Genomic DNA, 18701 nt, shown 5'->3' on the forward strand with positions numbered 1-18701 from the left:
TCACACAACAGATCACTGAAGAACGAAAGTCAAATGAAACTACTAGAAGGAAAAACAGCACTCATCACCGGAGCATCAAAAGGAATTGGAAAAGCAATAGCTGAGCAATATGCTGAGCAGGGAGCCAACGTGGCATTCACATATTTATCAAGTGTAGAAAAGGGAGAGGCACTTGAAAAAGAGCTGGCCTCCAGAGGCATAAAGGCAAAAGGATACCGATCAGATGCTTCTGACTATCAGGCAGCTCAGGATTTGATCAACAGTGTGGTGGTGGATTTTGGTTCATTGGATATTCTTATCAACAATGCCGGAATTACCAAAGACAACCTTTTAATGAGAATGAGTGAAGAGGATTGGGATGCGATTCAAAACATCAACTTAAAATCTTGTTTCAATACAGTAAAGGCAGCTTGCAGAACCATGATGAAGCAACGTAGCGGCTCTATCATCAATATGTCTTCTGTTGTGGGAGTAAAAGGGAACGCTGGCCAGGCAAATTATGCCGCATCCAAGGCGGGCATTATCGGCTTCACAAAATCAGTAGCGCTGGAGCTTGGTTCCAGAGGTATCAGATGCAATGCTATTGCGCCCGGTTTCATTGAAACAGAAATGACGGATGCTCTGGACGAAAAGACCGTGCAAAGCTGGAGAGATGCCATTCCATTAAAGCGTGGTGGATCACCTGAAGATGTAGCAAATGCTTGCATTTTCCTTGGCTCAGATATGTCTTCTTACATTTCCGGACAGACTATTCAGGTAGATGGTGGAATGTTGACTTGATAGCAAGCCACAGAAAACAAACACAAACCCGTCAACTGGCGGGTTTTTTATTGTCTTAACAATTAGTTAAACTATTTGGAGATTTTTTATCACTTATTCTATAATAATTGATTTAATTTTAGTGTTCTATTATCAAACCAGCTCCAATGCCCTTAACTGCACTTACCAGCACACTAGGAAAAAAGCGAGCTGCTCACCTTCTTAGGCGGACGTGCTTTGGTGGCACTATTTCGGAAATAGACACCTTCGCTTCACTAACTCCAGCTCAGGCAGTTGCGCAGCTTTTCAACTCAGCCTTGCCTGACCCGGTTCTGCCCATTGATCCGCTAACAGGCAATGAATGGATTACTACCGGTGCTGCAGAAAGTGAAGAATTTGAGCTAGAAAGATATTTTCTTGCATGGCATCTGGGTCAGATGTTGGCAAATGGTGTCGAAGATTCCCTGAAACTGCCATACATATTTCGTGAGCGGCTTGTGTTCTTCCTTCACACCCATTTCACAACCAAAAGGTCAGTGGTTGGAAACTCTAGAGCACTTTACTATCAGCAGGCCCTCTTCAGGCTTTTTGCTTTCGATGGAGAAGACTTAAGCATCCCTGCTGAAGATCCAATGGATCCAGACATTGTAGTTCCTAGAAACTTCAAACAGTTGACAAAAAAACTGAGTGTAGACAATGCTATGCTTATCTTTCTCGATGGAAGATTCAATGTCAAAGGCAGCCCGAATGAAAACTATGCGCGTGAGCTTCTGGAGCTTTACTCTGTTGGTCGGGGATTGGAAGGGAATGTGCCTGAACCAGAATTTGAAGGTGACTATTTCTACTTTACCGAGGAAGATGTACAGGCTGGTGCACGAGTGCTATCAGGATTCAACGTCGATCCCACGTTTTCAAATATTGATGAAGAGACCGGATTGCCAAGAGGTGTGGTACGCGGGGGAACCATAGCAACCAGCCACGAAGAAGGTGTAAAGAATTTTAGCTCCAGAATGGGCAATGGAGCCGTGACCCCAGACGCTGACCTTCTACAAGCAGGCAATCCTACTGAAGAAAGCGTTCTCGATGAAATCAGTCAATTTGTGGACCTGATCTATGATCAGGCTGAAACGGCGAGAAGCATCTGCCGGGAGGTCTACCGATTTTTCGTTTATCATCAAATTGACCAGGCTCTCCAGGATGACATTATTCAGGATATGGCAGATATTTTCACAGCCAATGAATTCAAGCTTCAACCTGTTCTGGAAGCACTTTTAACAAGTGAGCATTTTTATGAAGCCGGCCCGGGAGACGATGACAATAATTTCGGAAGTATTATCAAATCTCCATTGGATGTGGTCTTAGGCTTTATGAGAAATTTTAACATCTCACTTCCAGACTATGAAACAGACCTAACCAATTACTACGATTTCACCATTGACCTCCTTGGAGAAATAAGCATTCAAGGAATGGATTATTACGAGCCATTCGAGGTGGCGGGGTATGCTGCATATCATCAATTTCCAATTTTTAACAGAAGTTGGATTACCACAAACTACCTGACAAATCGGTACAATTTTGTAAGAGGTTTGATTTCCAATGATCCTGCTCCTGAAATGCGTGAAGTGGATGTGGTTCAATTTGTTCAGGATAATTTTTCCACTGCCGCGCCTAATGCACGTGATCTCATCATCGCGATTTCGGAATACTTTTTACCCAGCTCGGAAAACCTCACGTTCGATGCTCCGGACGTAGGTGAGCTTACCGTGGAACGTTTGAATTATTTCCTTCAAGCATTTCTCTATTCACCGCAGTTTGACGCTGACCCGGAAGCTGCGTGGACGAATAGATGGACCAACGGCATTGACATGTCAACGGTGAGAAATCAGCTTGCCAACTTGTTCAATGCTATGCTTCAATCACCAGAGTATCAACTTATGTAATCAGCGGCTATGAAAAGAAGGAATTTTTTAAAGAAAATAGGTTTTGCGGCTGGTGCTCCAATCGCCTTTCAGGGTGTCCCCTTGAAGCTTCTCGCTTCTCATCAGGAGTTTCAGCATCTGGCACAACAAAGCACAAATGATCGGGTGCTTATCATCCTACAGCTTCATGGAGGAAACGACGGGCTAAACACCATCATTCCGATTTCAAATTACGATGAATACTATAGCCGAAGGGCAAACATTGCTATTCCATATAAGGTAGGAAACCGAACACTCATCCCACTGGACAGCACGGTAGCCAGCGAAGAGCAAGTAGGACTTCATCCGGATATGCATGATTTTAAAAGACTTTATGACTCTGGAAAAGCGGCTGTATTTCAGGGTGTATCGTATGAAAACAACAATGGCTCACATTTCAGAGGCCGGGATATCTGGTTTATGGGAGGTGATGCCGATGATTACTTCAGTTCGGGGTGGATCGGTAGATATCTTGGCAAAGAATATGAACCTCTCACCTACCCTGCCGATTTTCCCACTGAAGAAATGCCTGATCCGCTGGCATTGGAAATGGGGAATGATGTATCTCTCCTCTTTCATCAAGAGGGGAACATCCCTACTTCTATTTCGCTAGGCAGCAGCCCGGGAAATTTGGCTAACCTTATTGATCAGTTGGAAGGTTTTAATGACGAAGGAGTAGACCCACGAGGAAATCCACCTGCTTTCCTTAATAATTCACCTTATGGTCAGGAGATGAACTGGATTTTGGGATTGGAAGATAAATCAGAAACCTACATCCGAAGACTAGCAGAAATCTATGACTCAGCTGCAGAAACAACAGTGACCTATCCGGAGAACTATCCTTTTAATGCCCCTGCTGGAGCCAAAAGAAATCCTTTGAGTAACCAATTGAAATTGGTAGCAAGACTGCTTGCAGGGGGTGTGAAAACCAAAGTGTTTTTGGTGAAAATGGGGGGCTTTGACACACACGCCTCGCAAGTTGAGAGCTATGACTCTACCATGGGGGTTCACTCTGCTCTCTTGTATCATATTTCTTCTGCCATGGCAGCTTTTCAAAAAGACCTTCGTTCTAGAGGGCTGGAAGACCGGGCGCTTACGCTCACCATGTCTGAGTTTGGAAGAAGGGTAGGCTCCAATGGAAGCTATGGTAGCGATCATGGTACGGGTGGGCCAGTGATGATGTTTGGGCTGGGTGTAAAGCCCGGAATTTACGGAACTGTACCAGACGTTTCGCAAAGTAATGTAGGCATGCAGTTTGATTACCGTCAGATCTACGCAAACATCCTTTATGAATGGATGGGAGTGGAAAAATCGGTGATTGAAAATGATATCTTCTTCCGTGACTTTATTGATGGGTCAAATCCTGACGGTGGCAACTATGAACCAATGGACCTCATAAAAGAGGTGATTCTAGGTGATAAGGAATACATCCGAAAGAATTATAAAATTGAGTCAGTATATCCGAACCCGGCTTCAAATTATACACAAGCCAAAATTTTTGTGAATAATTATCAGGATGTAAACATCCAGTTGATCAATGTGCGGGGTGATATTGTTTCGCAAATCAATCGTCGGGTAGCACCTGGTTCACATACATTCTCATTCGTACTCGATGCGATGAGTCCGGGATTCTATTTTATTAAAGCAAAATCAGAAATGTTAGATGATACAAAAAGACTCATCATTCGCAAGTAAGTTAGCTGGACTAATAATCCTCATGCTAATAGCAGGAGGTGCATTCGCACAAAAAAAACCTGACAAAAATCCGCTCGAATCATTTCTGGATACCCAGTTTTGGCTTGGTCTAAAAATCGGAATGAACTATACTCAAGCCTACCCAGATGAAAGAAATACAGGTTTCAGCCCCATTGATTATTCAGCCGACAGTCTTCAAAAAAGTTACGATGACTTTGCCCTACCTGGAGCACACATGGGACTCGAAATGAATTTTTATCACAAGGGGTTTTCTGCTTCTTTTCAACCTGCGTATAAGCGAAGCAGGTATAAGTACAACAGCGCACTGGAATGGCGTGGTGAGCAAGCAAATAATCGATTTGAAACAAGATATGATGTGGAGCAGCGGCTCGACCTGATTGAATTGCCATTGATGATCAAGTATGACGTGATCAAGTCAGGAAAAATCAGACCATTCGTGATGGCAGGTGGGTTTCACAGCCTAATCTTATCAGCTCAAAAAGAAGTTGAAATCACCCAAACAGATTATTCATCGGGCAACCCGCTTCAATCGTCAGGCGGCACTACCACACTTGGTGTAAAAGATGCCTTTAAAAATTTTTGGGGAGTGTCTGGTGGTGCTGGTGTAAACCTTGACTATTGGAATATTCGGACAGTTTTTGAAGTGAACTATAAGCGATCTTTGACCTCTGCCACTAAGCCCAATGAACAACAAAACGAATTGGCCTCACTGGGTGAAGCCAATGACGAAATATTCTTAAGAGACATTAATGTGTCTCTGAGTTTTGTGTTTCCATTCCGATTTATTGACCAACAATTTAAAGCCTACTAGCAAGCGTGACGCTTGACCCATTCATTGAGAAAGTTATGAGCACAAAAAAAATCAAGTACCAAACATCAAAATCTTCTGCGTCGGTCATAGGTGTTTTGTTCCTATTGTTCATGAGTTTAATTAGTGGATGCTCCGATGATGAACCTTCACTGAGCGAGTCATTTTTCAAGATATATGACGATTCAAATTTTGACGTGAGCTATCGACCAATCGATGTAGTGGAAACGGTAGATGGGTATATCATACTGACAGGCACTGAGCTTTCCAATTCAGACTTCATGGGCGTGCGACTTATCAAAATCGACGAAGAAGGCAATTATGAATTTGACAATGAGCTTGACGACTATGTGGTTCCGATTGGGGAAATGTATCTAAATGAGACTGATAGCAACAGTTATTTTTTTGCTATGAATCCGACTTCACTAGAAGCAGTCTTGATCGGTGTAAACCCTCAACTTGAGGTAGAGGTTGAGTCTCTTATTGGTGGATTAAACTACCCGCTCTCATCATCCATCACCTCATCAGGAAGTCTCCTTCTTCAAAGCTACGATCCTATCACTTTGGAAACAGAAATCAGCGAAATAGGCCTTGATGGCTCTTTTCTTGGAGGTAACAGCTATACGATAGGGCCGGGTAGTGATGTGGAAGAGGAAATCATCAATCACTATCTCAATGCCTCGGAAAGGCCTTTGCCCTTTTTCTGTGGAGAGGTATCTCCCGGCAATTACTATTTTAATGGATTTTATAATTATAGCTTCTCTTTAGTTTTTACGAACTTTTCTGACTCACCAAGTGGTGTAGTTCAGGGACAATCAAGCAATGCAGGAATCAGAGGAGTAATGCCACTAAGTGGTAGCGAATTCGCTGTAGCTGGATTCCAATTCGATGATAATTACCAGTTGCCCTCAACAACCTTATCGATAGGGGGTATCACCTCAAGTGCGGATTTGTATCCGGGCAATATGGCTGAACTAAAACCATATACTCCAACAAAAATCATCTCATACGACACCTACTCTGTATTTGGAAGTGAAACCAAAGGCAGACAGATCCTTTTAAATTTTTATGCATCAGACGGTAGCGTGGCTGGCACTCATCGTGTCGGATACCTCAATCCATTCACATTTTCATCCATGAAAGTAGGAAGTGACAATTCCATTTTAATTCTTGGCACAACCTTCGTGGCAGGCAGATTTGAGCGAATTGCCCTGACTAAAATTTCGGCTGGCGAAATCAGCGGGTTCACTAATTAACCTCTCAACACATTATAGAATCTTAAAAAATTTCTAGTCGTATTGATCTTTTGAGTTAGATTTCTATTTCTGACACAAATGGATGTCTAGTGATCGCATTGGATCAAACCGAATTAACATTTAATGGATAGAAGTTTTCTTCAATTTGAATATTCCGGCTGGTGGATACCACTCATAATTCTAGTAGCTGCAGTTCTAGCCTATTGGTTGTATGCTAAGAAAAATGTTCCCTGGAGCAAAACTCAAAATTGGCTGCTTGCAACCCTCCGTTTTTTTGCAATCACTTTCTTACTTCTCCTTCTGCTCAGTCCTTCTGTTCGGAAGGTCATCAACCGCATAGAAAAGCCTGTCATTGCAATAGCTTTGGACAACTCCCAGTCTATTTTGACACGAGGCACTTCAGAGGAAGATGTTTTACAGAAAATTGATTATCTGGAAAGTGAGCTAAAAGATGAAGGGCTCGAGGTTTCGGTTGTATCCTTTGATGATTCTTTAAACTTTAAATCTTCAACAACGAACCTTTCAGACCTCATTAAAAAAGCAAATGAGAAATTGGATGAAGAAAATCTAGTTGGCTTAGTGCTCGTTACTGATGGTATTTACAATCGAGGAAGCTCTCCACTTTACAATAATTATCTCACCCCGGTTTTCACGATAGGCGTGGGCGATACCATTCCCCCAACTGATTTGAGTATCTCCCGAACACTGTACAATAAGGTCACTTTTAAAGGAAATGAAACACCCATTCGATTAGAAATAAGCCAATCTGGCTATGATAATCAGGAGGTATCTGTGCAGCTAAGAGAAAAAGGAAATCTTGTTGCAGAGCAAAAAGTCAGACTGAGAAATCCTATTCAGGAAGTAGAGTTTATCATTAAGTCTGAAGATGAAGGGTTGCGACATCTGGTTGCTTCCATATCCCAACTAAACAATGAATCAACGCTGGAAAATAATCGGTCAAATATTTTCACGGAGGTTATTGACGGGAGACAAAAGGTCTTAATTGTTGCGAATGCTCCACACCCGGATATTAAATCAATTAGGAGTACACTGGTTGAAACGGGTAACTACCAAGCGGATGTGTTCATACCCTCCATACATCCGGATAAGCCAAGCGAGATTTACGATGTGGTCATCTTTCATGGAGCTTTCACATCTGGCATCAACTTCAAACCGAAGGAAAATCCTGGGATCTGGTATATCCTAAATAATGAAAGCTCTATCACCTCCATCAATAAGGAACTTCCCTACATCTCCATCGAGCGCCGGGGCTCACAACCCGATAAAGTCTTCGGTTCGTTCAATCAGGCTTTCAGCAAATTCAAAATTGAAGATGTGTCTGCTTTTGAAGAATATCCACCCATAGAAGTCCCGTTTGGAGATTATACCATCACCGGGCCAACGGAAATCTTGATGTATCAAAAATTGGGTAGTGTGAAAACTCAAAAGCCCCTCATGGCTGTATATGATGATGGAAGTCAGAAAAGTGCTATTCTCGTAGGACAAAATATCTGGAGGTGGAAGCTTCAGGAAGCTGCCATCAACGGAAACTCTGACCAATTCAAAAATTTGATCACCAAGACCGTTCAGTTTCTGTCGGTAAAAAACGACAAGAAGCAATTCAGATTCTCCGTCAGAAAAAATAATTTTTCTGATTCAGAGCCAATCGTCTTTGACTCTGAAGTTTACAATGACATTTATGAACGGATATATGAAAATAATATTTCCATAACCATCACAGGCGAAGATGGCCAGTCGCAAAACTTCAACTTCACCGATTCGGAGTTTTTATCATCGTTTAAATCTCCTACCCTACAGCCTGGCATTTATCGGTTCCAGGCTAGCGTTAAGGTAGGTAATAAAACGCTGATCGATCAGGGTGAATTCTCCGTCCAAGACATCAATCCAGAATTTTTGAATCTTACGGCAGATCACCGGCTTTTAAAAAATCTTGCAGACAAAACAGGTGGGAAATATGCACACATAAATAACGCTGATGAGTTGGCTGTCGAAATCATTCAGCGAAATTTCAAATCAATTATCAAAAGTGAAGAAGATATCATTCCTCTGTATCGTGCCTGGTGGTGGTACCTTATCATCTTCACCCTCTTTTCCGCTGAATGGTTTTTGAGGAAATATTGGGGTGGGTATTAAGGAAGCGCTAAAAATTAATGACCGCACCCAGATATCCTGTTCTTTGAGAGAAAAGATTTTGGCTTTGCTCCGTGTAATCATAATTGTAAGTGAAATCTCTCACATTCTCTTTATCCAAAATGTTATTCAAGCTTGCAAAAGCAATCACATTCATCTTCTCAGAGATGGTGAAAATTTTGCTTACAGAAAGTCCAATGTTAGAATACGGAGATAGGCGAAGTAAACTCTCAGCAAAATCAGGTTCATATACATCTAATGAGTTGTCATAAGATGCTGATACCACCTCAGCAATTGTGGTGCCTTCCCTTGCTACCAAGGTGGATTCTATCGTCCAGAATCGGCCAGGTGAATAAGCAATGTTCCCCCGAATAAAGTAGGAAAGGTCATAAACGTAACCCTTTTGATCACTTTCTGCATCCAGTAAAGTGAGGGATGCAGTAGCATTCAATTTCGAAGAAAATCGAAATGCAGCAAACAGTTCTGCTCCCATTGCAGCATAGGATTTATCATTGATTTCGCCTTCCTTGTCAAAGAGGCTAAGAGCAATTTCAAGGTTGTTAACTTCCCTTTTGATGTCAACAGACTTTTGAGAACTTTCTGACTCAAATGGTTCTCCGGTGTTCTCCATAAGTCCATTCTTATGATAGTTGCCAGCTCCAATTGTAATTGTCCAGCCATCATTAGAATAAGCAATATTTGCCTGATTGCTTAAGTAACCCGGTATCTGATCCAATGGGATATTCTTCCTCATCCCCACGCCAAACGCGATCCTTTCTGACAGGAAGTATTTGAAATATCCAAAACCTTCCAATACCTTAATATCCGCACTTTCATTCATTAGCTCAGTGGGATGATTGGGGCCCAGTGCATAAGTCAATTGATGGAAATTGCCATTTATAACTGAATATCGATAGTCATAACTCACTCCAGTTTTAAAGCTAAAATTGGCATTAGACAACAAATAGTTGGCTCCTAAAAAGAGGTCTTTCTTCTTCACATTAAAGGCAACATTGGAATAGCCATAATCTCCATTGCTATAGGTCAATCCATTATTAAAACTAAATGTCCCCTTACCTAATGACTTATCGATACTGGTAATTAAAAATGTGCGTTGCTTGTGTTGATCAAATATTCCAGTAAAGCTTGGGTGCTTAAAATTGAACTGGTACCCTTCGGTAACAGAGTAACTCAAAATCTTCCAATTCACTGACTCACCAGCACCATACCAGTACAGTCCCAGATCGTTGGAGCTAAATGATTTAATGTCCTCCAAAGCTTTTTCATTGAGACTTTTTATAGGCCCGCTGGGTTGCCAATTGCTGAATAGCTTTAAGCTTTGCTTCTCATTGATCTTCTGCTCCCTCGAAAAGCCAATATTCGCCAGGCTAACGATGACAGAGTTGGCATTCCCTTCCAATACCCTATCATCTGTTTGCATTGAAATAATCCCTGAGGTAACATTTCCAAACTCCAATGGAGGATTGCCTGGAAACACAACAACGTCCTTTATAATTGCCGTATTGAAAATACTAAACGTGCCAATTCCATTGAGCTGAGAATAGCGTACCGCATCATAAATTGGTACGTTGTTTAAAAATATACCTGTTTCAAGCGGACTACTTCCTCTTAAGCTGATGTTTGCAGACTCATCCGTAGTTGTAGAAGAGGGCAGGGAGTTTACTGCCAAAATCGGATCAGCCTTAGCAGACGGATTTGTATATATATCAATCTTTTTGATCTCTATATACTTAAACTCCTCAGCAATCAATGGTTTCGCCGTGACCACAACAGTCTCTCCCTCAGTTTCTATCGCCTGAAGTGTAATTACTCCCACATTGGAAACAGGGATTAAAACCTCCTTGAATCCAACATAGGAGACAATCAAGGAGTCACTTAAATCTGATTTTTCAAGATCCAAGCTAAACTTGCCTTCAATGTCAGTAATCGCTCCCTTCCTCCAGTTTTTGAGGAGATAAACATGCGCTCCGATCAGACCCTCATTGCTCTGAGAATCTACTACCTGACCAGTGACTATCTGTTGAGCAGGTATGCAAATGGAAGCAAGTAAAAACCATATGGAGATAATGGCCTTCATGGATTTTTCATTTTAGCCAACACAGATTTAGCCCAGTGATACTGCGGTTCCATCTCAATGGCTCTTTCAAGAGTAGACTTTGATTTCTCCTTCTCCCCCATCTTATTGTAAGCCATGGCCAAGCCCATGAAAGTATCCGTGTAGAGCCAGTTCTCAGTGGTATCTCCGTCCTCAAAAAGCTCTATAGATTTCTCAAAAGCCAAAGCGGCTTTCTTTGTATCCCCGCCAAACATTTCTGGCGTGTACAGCTTAGATCCCCCGTATAGTTTTTGTACCAGTGGTGACTCTGGCTGAAGCTTCAATGCCTCCTCCATCAAGGATGAGCTCTTCATTCCGTAAAGCATGCCCTTCATAGGACTGTATGCCATGACCAATCCATAAACAGAAGAAAGAACAGCCCTTGCTTCACCATGATCAGGGTCTTTCTCAATTATCTCCTTTAGCAAATCTTTCGTTTGATCCACGTTCGCATCAAAGGTTTCTTCATCCTGAGTTGCCATGGTATTGTTTAATAAACCATACATGGCGATGGCCTTTTCAAAGCTATCCGCACCACTTTCCTTTTCAGCCAGAGCTATGCTCCGTTCCCACATGGTTTTACTTGCGGTTAAGTATGCAGCGTATTGTGTCTGCTTTGAAGTCTGTGCCAATGAAATCCCCGAGATCATCAGCACACAAATAGTTATTAAGTTTTTCATAATTGACACTATTTAAAGTAGTTTATTTTATAAACTATAAATTCAAAAAAAATTTATTCGATGTATTGTTTAAGGTTATTTACATAATCTTCAAATGCCTTGATGCCCACCTTAGTAATACTGCAAGTAGTTAATGGTTTCTTTCCCTTGAAAGACTTGGTCACACTTATATATCCGGCATTAGAAAGTTTATCCAATTGGACACTCAGGTTTCCAGCGGTTGCTCCGGTCTTCTCTTTGATAAAAACGAATTCCGCCGAATCCACCCCAATCAAAAGAGACATCACTGCCAGCCTAAGCTGTGAATGCAATAACGGATCTAACTGTGCAAAACCACTCATTTTTCTGCCTTTCTAAGTAAGTATCCTGGGATCAGGTATCCTGCTAAAATACCAACTGCTCCAACCAAATACTGATCAATTGCCGGTAAATTAAATGCAACAATACTGGCAACCCACAACGCCACTCCTCCCATGATCAATGGGCTAAATCTAAGTGCCTGACCAGAAATAAACGTTCCAATGCCTGCAAAAACTAAGATTATCGCGTTTACATTGTAGTTTACATCAGCCATGAAAAAAAGTATGATTAGTACTCCAATGAAAACTGATAGCCATATCTGACTATACAAACGATCCAGATGACTTTTGACAGCACTTTCCCTGCTCTTCTTGGCTCCATAAACCATAGAAGCGATGGCTGCCGGAATCGTCAAGACCCACACGATATACGGATGCTCATACCAGTTGTAAGTTGCAATAAGGTAGTGTCCTAAATTTGCTAATAGTACTACCCATCCCCAAAGCAGAAAATAGAAACTTCCTCCTTTGGCTACATTCCGTTTAGCCTGCCCAATCATATCGGTGATTAGCGCTAAACTCTCGTCTTTTGATAATTCTTTGTTACTCATGATTTTATAGATTTTACTATAAATACGAAACAAATATAAAATAGTTTATTTTATAAACCAAATGATAAAAATAAAAGGATGGAGTTCCATCCTTTTATTCAATTTACTTTTCTTTCTTATCAGAAGCCTTGGGAGCTTTCTTTTTCTTGAGCTTAATGCTCAACTCTTCTTTCTTTCCATCCCAATCTGCCACCAGAGTGTCTCCTTCCTGGATTTCTCCTTTCAGAATTTCTTCTGCCACAGGATCCTCTAAATGTTTCTGAATAGCTCGTGCCAATGGTCTCGCTCCATATTGCGGATCGAATCCTTTATCTGCCAGGAATTCTTTTGCTTTCTTGGTTAACTCTATGGAGTATCCCAAATCTGTGATTCTTGTAAAAAGTTTACCTAAAGTGATATCAATGATTTTGAAAATATCTTCTTTTTCAAGCGAATTGAATATGATCACATCATCAAGCCTATTCAGGAATTCAGGACTGAATGTTTTCTTCAGCGCATTCTGAATAGTGGACTTCATGATTTCATCCATGCTATCTTTTCTGCTCTGTGTTGCAAAGCCTATTCCAGCTCCAAAATCCTTCAAATCTCTAACTCCAATATTGGAAGTCATGATGATAAGTGTGTTTCGGAAATCAACTTTTCTACCCAATCCATCGGTAAGCACTCCATCGTCAAGCACCTGCAGTAGTATATTAAATACATCTGGGTGTGCTTTTTCTATCTCATCAAGAAGAACGACACTGTATGGTTTTCTTCTCACTTTCTCGGTGAGTTGACCACCTTCTTCGTATCCTACATATCCCGGAGGCGCTCCTACCAGTCTTGATACTGAGAATTTCTCCATGTATTCACTCATATCAATCCTTATCAGTGAATCCTCTTTATCAAAAAGGAATGTAGAAAGTACCTTAGCCATCTCAGTTTTACCTACTCCTGTAGGACCAAGGAACACAAAAGAACCAATTGGTTTTCGCGGATCCTTCAAGCCAACCCTTGTTCGCTGAATAGCTTTTGAAAGCTTTTTTATTGCTTCATTCTGACCAATCACATTACCTTCAAGCTCTTTACCCATGGTCAAAAGCTTAGCACTTTCGTTTTCAGCTATTCGCTTAGTTGGAATACCAGTCATCATGGCTATTACATCCGCCACATTGTCCTCTCCAACTTCATATCGTTTGGTTCTCGTCTCTTCTTCCCATCTGGTCTTTTCATCCTCCAGCTGAGCAATCAGCTTTTTCTCTTTATCTCTAAGTTGAGCAGCCTCCTCATACTTCTGGCTTTTCACCACCTTATTTTTTTCCTTCTTCACATCCTCTATCTGCTCTTCCAGCTCAGTAATGATCTTCGGAACATTGATGTTATTGATGTGAACCCTAGCTCCTGCTTCATCCATTACGTCTATCGCCTTATCCGGAAGGAATCGGTCTGAAATATATCGATCTGAAAGCGTAACACAAGCTTTGATCGCCTCAGGTGTATAATTCACATGATGATGATTCTCGTACTTGTCTTTGATGTTTTCTAGGATTTGATGCGTTTCCTCTGGAGAAGTAGCATCTACCATTACCATCTGGAATCGTCTGGCCAAAGCACCATCTTTCTCGATGTACTGGCGATACTCGTCCAGGGTTGTAGCTCCAATGCATTGAATCTCACCTCGTGCAAGTGCTGGCTTGAACATGTTGGAAGCATCCAGCGAGCCAGAAGCTCCTCCAGCGCCAACAATTGTATGGAGCTCATCAATGAATAGGATAACCTCAGGAGACTTTTCAATCTCATTCATTACCGCCTTCATACGCTCTTCAAACTGTCCACGATATTTGGTGCCAGCCACAAGAGAAGCTAAATCAAGTGTTACCACTCGTTTTCCAAAAAGTATTCTAGATACTTTCTTCTGGACGATTCTTAAAGCTAATCCTTCAGCAATGGCGGTTTTACCCACACCAGGCTCGCCTATAAGAATTGGATTGTTTTTCTTTCTTCGGCTCAATACCTGAGCCACACGCTCAATTTCCTTTTCACGACCAATGATCGGATCTAGCTTGTCTTCTTCGGCTAGTTTAGTAAGGTCTCTCCCGAAATTGTCAAGGACAGGAGTTCTGGACTTTTCATTTCCTTTTTCTTTACCTGAAGTGGATCTGCCTGATCCCCTCGGAGAGCTTGAATACAGCTCATCTCCCTCGTCGTTAGGATCATCAGTATCAGCAGAAGCCATTGGGTTTTCTGTCTGATATTCCAGCATTTCTTTCACCAAATCGTAGTTAACCTCAAATTTCTCAAGGATCTGAGTTGCCAGATTATCTTCATCGCGAAGGATTGAGAGCAACAAATGCTCTGTTCCAATCAGTGCGCTTTTGAAGATCTTAGCTTCTAAATATGTGATTTTTAATACCTTTTCTGATTGGCGAGTCAATGGAATATTCGCCAGATTTTTCACGTTGCTGGTTGCGGTTCCTTTAGTAGCTTGCTCAATTGCAGAGCGAAGCTCCTTCATTGAGAGACCTAACTTTTTCATCACGCTCACCGCCACGCCTTCACCTTCTCTGATCATCCCCAGCAGGAGGTGCTCAGTTCCAATATAGTCGTGCCCCAATCTAAGAGCCTCTTCTCTACTCAGCGAGATAACTTCTTTGACTCTATTTGAAAATTTTGCCTCTTTTGACATGCGTTTTGCCTTTCGCTTTTTAGTAAAAATATAGGATATACGAAGAAATATCCTTCAATGTAGGTGAAAAAACGTGAGCAGTTTCAGATTTGTTCAATATCTCATCGAAATACTTAATGCATCTCGATTCTGCTTTGGTTTGATCAATTTCTTCTATGTGAGTTGGTCAAAATTTGTGCCGCATTTGGACCTTCACACATTATCAAATCTACGATGCTCAGATTTGGAACAAAGGTATCACCAAAAAGCTGGGTGTATGGTGCTGGCTTATATATTTTTCGATCAGTAAACGGTTTTTTAGGGATAATCATATTTCTGAAATCATAAGAAGAACTGTGTGCAAAATCTTCTGTCAGTTTGACACTAGCAGATAGCTGCAGAATTTTGAACATTTGCTCATTGAATTTCAGATTCAAATCTATGAGATACTTAATCTGATTATCCCAAATGGTTCTAAAATCCTCTGAAAAATATTCGAAGAAGGGAGCTTTGCCGTAACCAGAATAAAATGCTCCCCAGTGATCTTTGACCCATCGTTGTGAATGGTCTATAGTTACATCTTTAGTGGGCATTCCATTTGAATACTTTACAGGGATAATTAGTGGTTGCACTTTGTTTGAAGTCAGAAAATACGCTCTGTTTCTATAGGTCTGTTTGGGAAAAGAGTCGTTGATCTCAAAGTGTACTTCATCATGCTGCGCAAGCAGCACATAATATTCGACGCTCCCTAAATAATGAGGCTCGATCAACAGCTGACTCATCCTATCAAATTAATATCGCCCATTCCTTCTCTCACAATGACTGGCTCACCACCTGTACAATCTATCACCGTACTTGGGTGGACATCACCAAATCCACCATCTATGATTACATCTACTTGATTGGCGAACTGATCATAAATAATCTCCGGATCGGTAGCATGATCATGAATATCATCATCATGGATAGATGTAGTAATAATTGGGTTTCCCAGTTCCTTCACAATTTCCCTGGGAATATTATTATCCGGAACACGAATACCCACTGTTTTCTTTTTCACATTTAAGATTTTAGGAACCTTGGAGGACGATTCCAAAATAAATGTATAAGGGCCTGGCAAAGCCTTTTTCATCAATTTGAAGGTAGGTGTGTCCAGGTGTCTGGTGTATTCGGAAATGTGACTCAGGTCATAACATATGAATGACAGGTTGAGGTGTTTGCCTTTTATTCCTTTAATCAACCTTATCCGCTCAATCGCCTTTTGATTAAAAATATCACACCCTAATCCATAAACGGTATCGGTGGGGTATATGATCACTCCCCCTTCTCTGAGGACGTTAGCTACCTCCACTATTTTCCTGCGCTCAGGATTTTCCTCATACAATTTGATAAACTCTGCCGCCATAAATTCCTATAACAAGTCTGTCCAGCTAAATAAGCTAAGAAAAGAGGTAAAAAGTACCTATTTCAAAATCAAATTATCAAATTATTAAGCTTATCCCATGTTGTTTAATTTATTTTGCGCAGAATTTCGGTTGTCTTTTAGGGAGGTGATGCTCTAAATGTGACTCACTTATTTTACGAATTCAGGTTAATTCAATTACAATGTCAGATAAAAAAACGATTCAAAAGCCAAACGGTAAACTTGGAATTTTAACCCCAGGGATGGGAGCAGTGGCCACTACTTTTATGGCTGGTGTTCTTAGTGTTAGAAAAGGTCTTTCTGAGCCAATAGGCTCTTTAACTCAAATGGGGACGATCCGATTAGGGAAACGAACCGAGAAAAGAAATCCATTGATCAAGGATTTTGTGCCATTGGCCTCTTTGGATGATGTGGCTCTTGGTGGCTGGGATGTTTTTGAGGACAATGCTTACGAGGCTGCCATGCATGCCAAAGTTTTGGATAAAGATCTTTTGAATGAGCTCAAAGATGAGCTAGAACAGATCAAGCCAATGAAGGCAGTATTTGATAAAAATTACGTCAAAAGGCTTAATGGCACGTATGTGAAAACTGGCGCCAACAAAATGGAATTGGCAGAAATGCTAATGGATGACATCCGAAATTTCCAAAAAGAAAATAACTGCGAGCGAGTGGTGATGGTATGGTGCGGATCTACTGAAATCTATATCGAAGAAGGAGAAGTACACTCCACCATTGAAAAATTCGAGGAAGGCCTGAGAAACAACCATCCGGATATTCCACCGAGTATGATTTATGCATATGCTGCAATCAAACTTGGTGTGCCATATGCCAACGGAGCTCCAAACCTATCTTGTGATGTGGATTGCCTAGTCGAGCTTGCGAAACAAACCGGCGCTCCTATTGCTGGAAAAGATTTTAAAACGGGCCAGACATTGATGAAGACGATTCTTGCCCCTGGCCTAAAGGCCAGATCCTTAGGAATAGACGGCTGGTTCTCAACCAATATTCTTGGAAACAGAGATGGTGAAGTACTTGACGATCCGGACAACTTTAAAACCAAGGAAGTATCTAAGCTTGGAGTACTAGAGCAGGTGCTAGAGCCTGAGCTTCATCCAACACTTTATGGTAACCTTTACCACAAGGTACGAATCAACTATTACCCACCAAGAGGTGATGATAAAGAAGGTTGGGACAATATTGACATTAGAGGATGGTTAGGCTATAAAATGCAGATCAAAGTAGACTTCCTTTGTAAGGATTCTATTCTTGCTGCTCCTCTTGTACTTGACTTGGCATTATTCCTTGATTTGGCTAAGCGATCAGAAATGAAGGGAATTCAGGAATGGTTATCATTCTACCTGAAGTCGCCGCAGGCCCTAAAAGGACTGAAGCCGCAGCACGACATTTTCGTACAGCTAATGAAGCTTAAGAATACACTGAGATATCTTGCAGGAGAAGACTTGATTACTAATCTAGGGCTCGATTACTACGATTAATCATAGCCTGGATTCATTCATTAACTTAATGGTACTTTGAAGGTCATCTGGATTGTCTACATCATTCCAGGTGTACCCTTCTACCAATACCGATTTAGCTTGCTTGCTGGCAATCAGCTTTGATACCGATTGAGAGATGGTGTACTCTTCCCTATCAAAGGACTGTTGAAACACATCAAACACATCCGACTTAAGTCTGAAAAGACCTGTGTCGTACCTATTGTAAGAATCGATTGTTTTTCCAATGGATTCTATAAAATCATGATCATCAACCAGCACCTTGGTCACATCATCAATATCGATGTGCTTGTTTGACTCCCCCGGCATATCTACTGCCAGTTGAAGGGTATTCTCCAATTTGGCTGATTTTTCCACAAACTCGCCAATGAATTCAGGATCAAAAACGTGATCTCCCATCGTCAGGAAAAAATCCTTCATTCCATTCTCCTCCACCCAATCCTTAGCTCTGAAAACAGAAAATCCATTTTCCAAATCATATCGCTTGTTATGCAGAATTTTAATATCTACTTGATGAGTGCTTTTTAGCTCGGGCAGTGCTTGCTCTAGATTTTCTGCACCATACCCACTGATAATGCAGAATTTTTTCACTCCATATTTTTTAAATAACCTGATATGACGCGACATTAGCGTTTCGCCGTTTAACTTCACGAGGCTTTTGGGAATGCCAGTATCTAATCGGGTATTTTTACCTGCAGCTAGTATTACAAGATTCAAATTGTAAGGATTTTTTTATAAATATGTCAAAAATGACACGGGATTCAAT

At 41.3% G+C, this 18701-nt stretch carries 15 protein-coding genes; 7 read left to right on the top strand and 8 right to left on the bottom strand.

From position 1 onward, the window contains the following. Window positions 1-33 precede the first annotated feature (33 nt). The 6 genes from fabG (at window position 34) to ACEQZT_RS14335 (ending at window position 8651) form a co-directional block, all read left to right on the top strand. A complete protein-coding gene (gene fabG, locus ACEQZT_RS14310) occupies window positions 34-780 on the top strand; it encodes a 3-oxoacyl-[acyl-carrier-protein] reductase (RefSeq protein ID WP_370090135.1) in 747 nt (248 codons plus the stop codon). Window positions 781-926: 146 nt separating this feature from the next. Further along, a complete protein-coding gene (locus ACEQZT_RS14315) occupies window positions 927-2699 on the top strand; it encodes a DUF1800 family protein (protein ID WP_370090136.1) in 1773 nt (590 codons plus the stop codon). Window positions 2700-2708: 9 nt separating this feature from the next. Beyond that, window positions 2709-4412, top strand: a complete 1704-nt coding sequence (locus ACEQZT_RS14320) for a DUF1501 domain-containing protein (protein ID WP_370090137.1) — start codon at window positions 2709-2711, stop codon at window positions 4410-4412. Continuing rightward, a complete protein-coding gene (locus ACEQZT_RS14325) occupies window positions 4381-5244 on the top strand; it encodes an outer membrane beta-barrel protein (protein WP_370090138.1) in 864 nt (287 codons plus the stop codon). Before ACEQZT_RS14320 ends, ACEQZT_RS14325 begins: the two co-directional genes overlap by 32 nt. Window positions 5245-5354: 110 nt before the next feature. Continuing rightward, window positions 5355-6497, top strand: coding sequence for a hypothetical protein (locus tag ACEQZT_RS14330; protein WP_372530165.1), 1143 nt, complete (start codon window positions 5355-5357; stop codon window positions 6495-6497). 123 nt (window positions 6498-6620) lie between these two features. Beyond that, window positions 6621-8651 carry a hypothetical protein gene (locus ACEQZT_RS14335; protein ID WP_370090140.1) on the top strand — a complete coding sequence of 677 codons (2031 nt, stop codon included), beginning with the start codon at window positions 6621-6623 and terminating at the stop codon, window positions 8649-8651. A gap of 7 nt (window positions 8652-8658) precedes the next feature. On the opposite strand, the gene ACEQZT_RS14340 is transcribed toward ACEQZT_RS14335, so the two are convergent. From ACEQZT_RS14340 to ACEQZT_RS14370, 7 genes are all read right to left on the bottom strand, one after another. After that, window positions 8659-10746, bottom strand: coding sequence for a carboxypeptidase-like regulatory domain-containing protein (locus tag ACEQZT_RS14340; protein WP_370090141.1), 2088 nt, complete (start codon window positions 10744-10746; stop codon window positions 8659-8661). Continuing rightward, entirely contained in the window at window positions 10743-11444 is a 702-nt protein-coding gene (locus tag ACEQZT_RS14345) for a tetratricopeptide repeat protein (RefSeq protein ID WP_370090142.1), read from the bottom strand. The genes ACEQZT_RS14340 and ACEQZT_RS14345 overlap by 4 nt, the downstream gene beginning before the upstream one ends. 53 nt (window positions 11445-11497) lie before the next feature. After that, the gene (locus ACEQZT_RS14350) at window positions 11498-11785 is read right to left on the bottom strand and encodes a winged helix-turn-helix domain-containing protein (RefSeq protein ID WP_370090143.1); all 288 of its coding nucleotides are present in this window, start codon (window positions 11783-11785) and stop codon (window positions 11498-11500) included. Beyond that, a complete protein-coding gene (locus ACEQZT_RS14355; RefSeq protein ID WP_370090144.1) occupies window positions 11782-12354 on the bottom strand; it encodes a hypothetical protein in 573 nt (190 codons plus the stop codon). The genes ACEQZT_RS14350 and ACEQZT_RS14355 overlap by 4 nt, the downstream gene beginning before the upstream one ends. A gap of 103 nt (window positions 12355-12457) precedes the next feature. After that, window positions 12458-15019, bottom strand: a complete 2562-nt coding sequence (locus tag ACEQZT_RS14360) for an ATP-dependent Clp protease ATP-binding subunit (protein ID WP_370090145.1) — start codon at window positions 15017-15019, stop codon at window positions 12458-12460. A gap of 143 nt (window positions 15020-15162) precedes the next feature. Next, on the bottom strand, window positions 15163-15780 hold the full coding sequence (locus ACEQZT_RS14365) for a WbqC family protein (protein WP_370090146.1): 618 nt from the start codon (window positions 15778-15780) through the stop codon (window positions 15163-15165). Beyond that, entirely contained in the window at window positions 15777-16403 is a 627-nt protein-coding gene (locus tag ACEQZT_RS14370; protein ID WP_370090147.1) for an L-threonylcarbamoyladenylate synthase, read from the bottom strand. Before ACEQZT_RS14370 ends, ACEQZT_RS14365 begins: the two co-directional genes overlap by 4 nt. Before the next feature lie 200 nt (window positions 16404-16603). Between ACEQZT_RS14370 and ACEQZT_RS14375 the strand changes: the two genes are divergently transcribed. Beyond that, window positions 16604-17917, top strand: coding sequence for an inositol-3-phosphate synthase (locus tag ACEQZT_RS14375; RefSeq protein ID WP_370090148.1), 1314 nt, complete (start codon window positions 16604-16606; stop codon window positions 17915-17917). Here ACEQZT_RS14375 and ACEQZT_RS14380 read toward each other — a convergent pair whose 3' ends face one another. Beyond that, window positions 17918-18652, bottom strand: coding sequence for an NTP transferase domain-containing protein (locus tag ACEQZT_RS14380; RefSeq protein WP_370090149.1), 735 nt, complete (start codon window positions 18650-18652; stop codon window positions 17918-17920). Window positions 18653-18701: the final 49 nt, after the last annotated feature.

The organism is Ekhidna sp. (assembly GCF_964218185.1).
In the GTDB taxonomy this organism is placed as follows: Bacteria; Bacteroidota; Bacteroidia; order Cytophagales; family Cyclobacteriaceae; genus Ekhidna.

Excerpts from the sequence above, each read along its gene's own strand:
- ACEQZT_RS14315 (WP_370090136.1), top strand. The coding sequence starts at position 927 with ATGCCCTTAACTGCACTTACCAGCACACTAGGAAAAAAGCGAGCTGCT.
- ACEQZT_RS14320 (WP_370090137.1), top strand. The coding sequence starts at position 2,709 with ATGAAAAGAAGGAATTTTTTAAAGAAAATAGGTTTTGCGGCTGGTGCT.
- ACEQZT_RS14365 (WP_370090146.1), bottom strand. The coding sequence starts at position 15,780 with ATGAGTCAGCTGTTGATCGAGCCTCATTATTTAGGGAGCGTCGAATAT.
- ACEQZT_RS14370 (WP_370090147.1), bottom strand. The coding sequence starts at position 16,403 with ATGGCGGCAGAGTTTATCAAATTGTATGAGGAAAATCCTGAGCGCAGG.
- ACEQZT_RS14360 (WP_370090145.1), bottom strand. The coding sequence starts at position 15,019 with ATGTCAAAAGAGGCAAAATTTTCAAATAGAGTCAAAGAAGTTATCTCG.
- ACEQZT_RS14340 (WP_370090141.1), bottom strand. The coding sequence starts at position 10,746 with ATGAAGGCCATTATCTCCATATGGTTTTTACTTGCTTCCATTTGCATA.
- ACEQZT_RS14335 (WP_370090140.1), top strand. The coding sequence starts at position 6,621 with ATGGATAGAAGTTTTCTTCAATTTGAATATTCCGGCTGGTGGATACCA.
- ACEQZT_RS14375 (WP_370090148.1), top strand. The coding sequence starts at position 16,604 with ATGTCAGATAAAAAAACGATTCAAAAGCCAAACGGTAAACTTGGAATT.
- ACEQZT_RS14325 (WP_370090138.1), top strand. The coding sequence starts at position 4,381 with ATGATACAAAAAGACTCATCATTCGCAAGTAAGTTAGCTGGACTAATA.
- ACEQZT_RS14355 (WP_370090144.1), bottom strand. The coding sequence starts at position 12,354 with ATGAGTAACAAAGAATTATCAAAAGACGAGAGTTTAGCGCTAATCACC.
- ACEQZT_RS14345 (WP_370090142.1), bottom strand. The coding sequence starts at position 11,444 with ATGAAAAACTTAATAACTATTTGTGTGCTGATGATCTCGGGGATTTCA.
- fabG (WP_370090135.1), top strand. The coding sequence starts at position 34 with ATGAAACTACTAGAAGGAAAAACAGCACTCATCACCGGAGCATCAAAA.
- ACEQZT_RS14350 (WP_370090143.1), bottom strand. The coding sequence starts at position 11,785 with ATGAGTGGTTTTGCACAGTTAGATCCGTTATTGCATTCACAGCTTAGG.
- ACEQZT_RS14330 (WP_372530165.1), top strand. The coding sequence starts at position 5,355 with ATGAGTTTAATTAGTGGATGCTCCGATGATGAACCTTCACTGAGCGAG.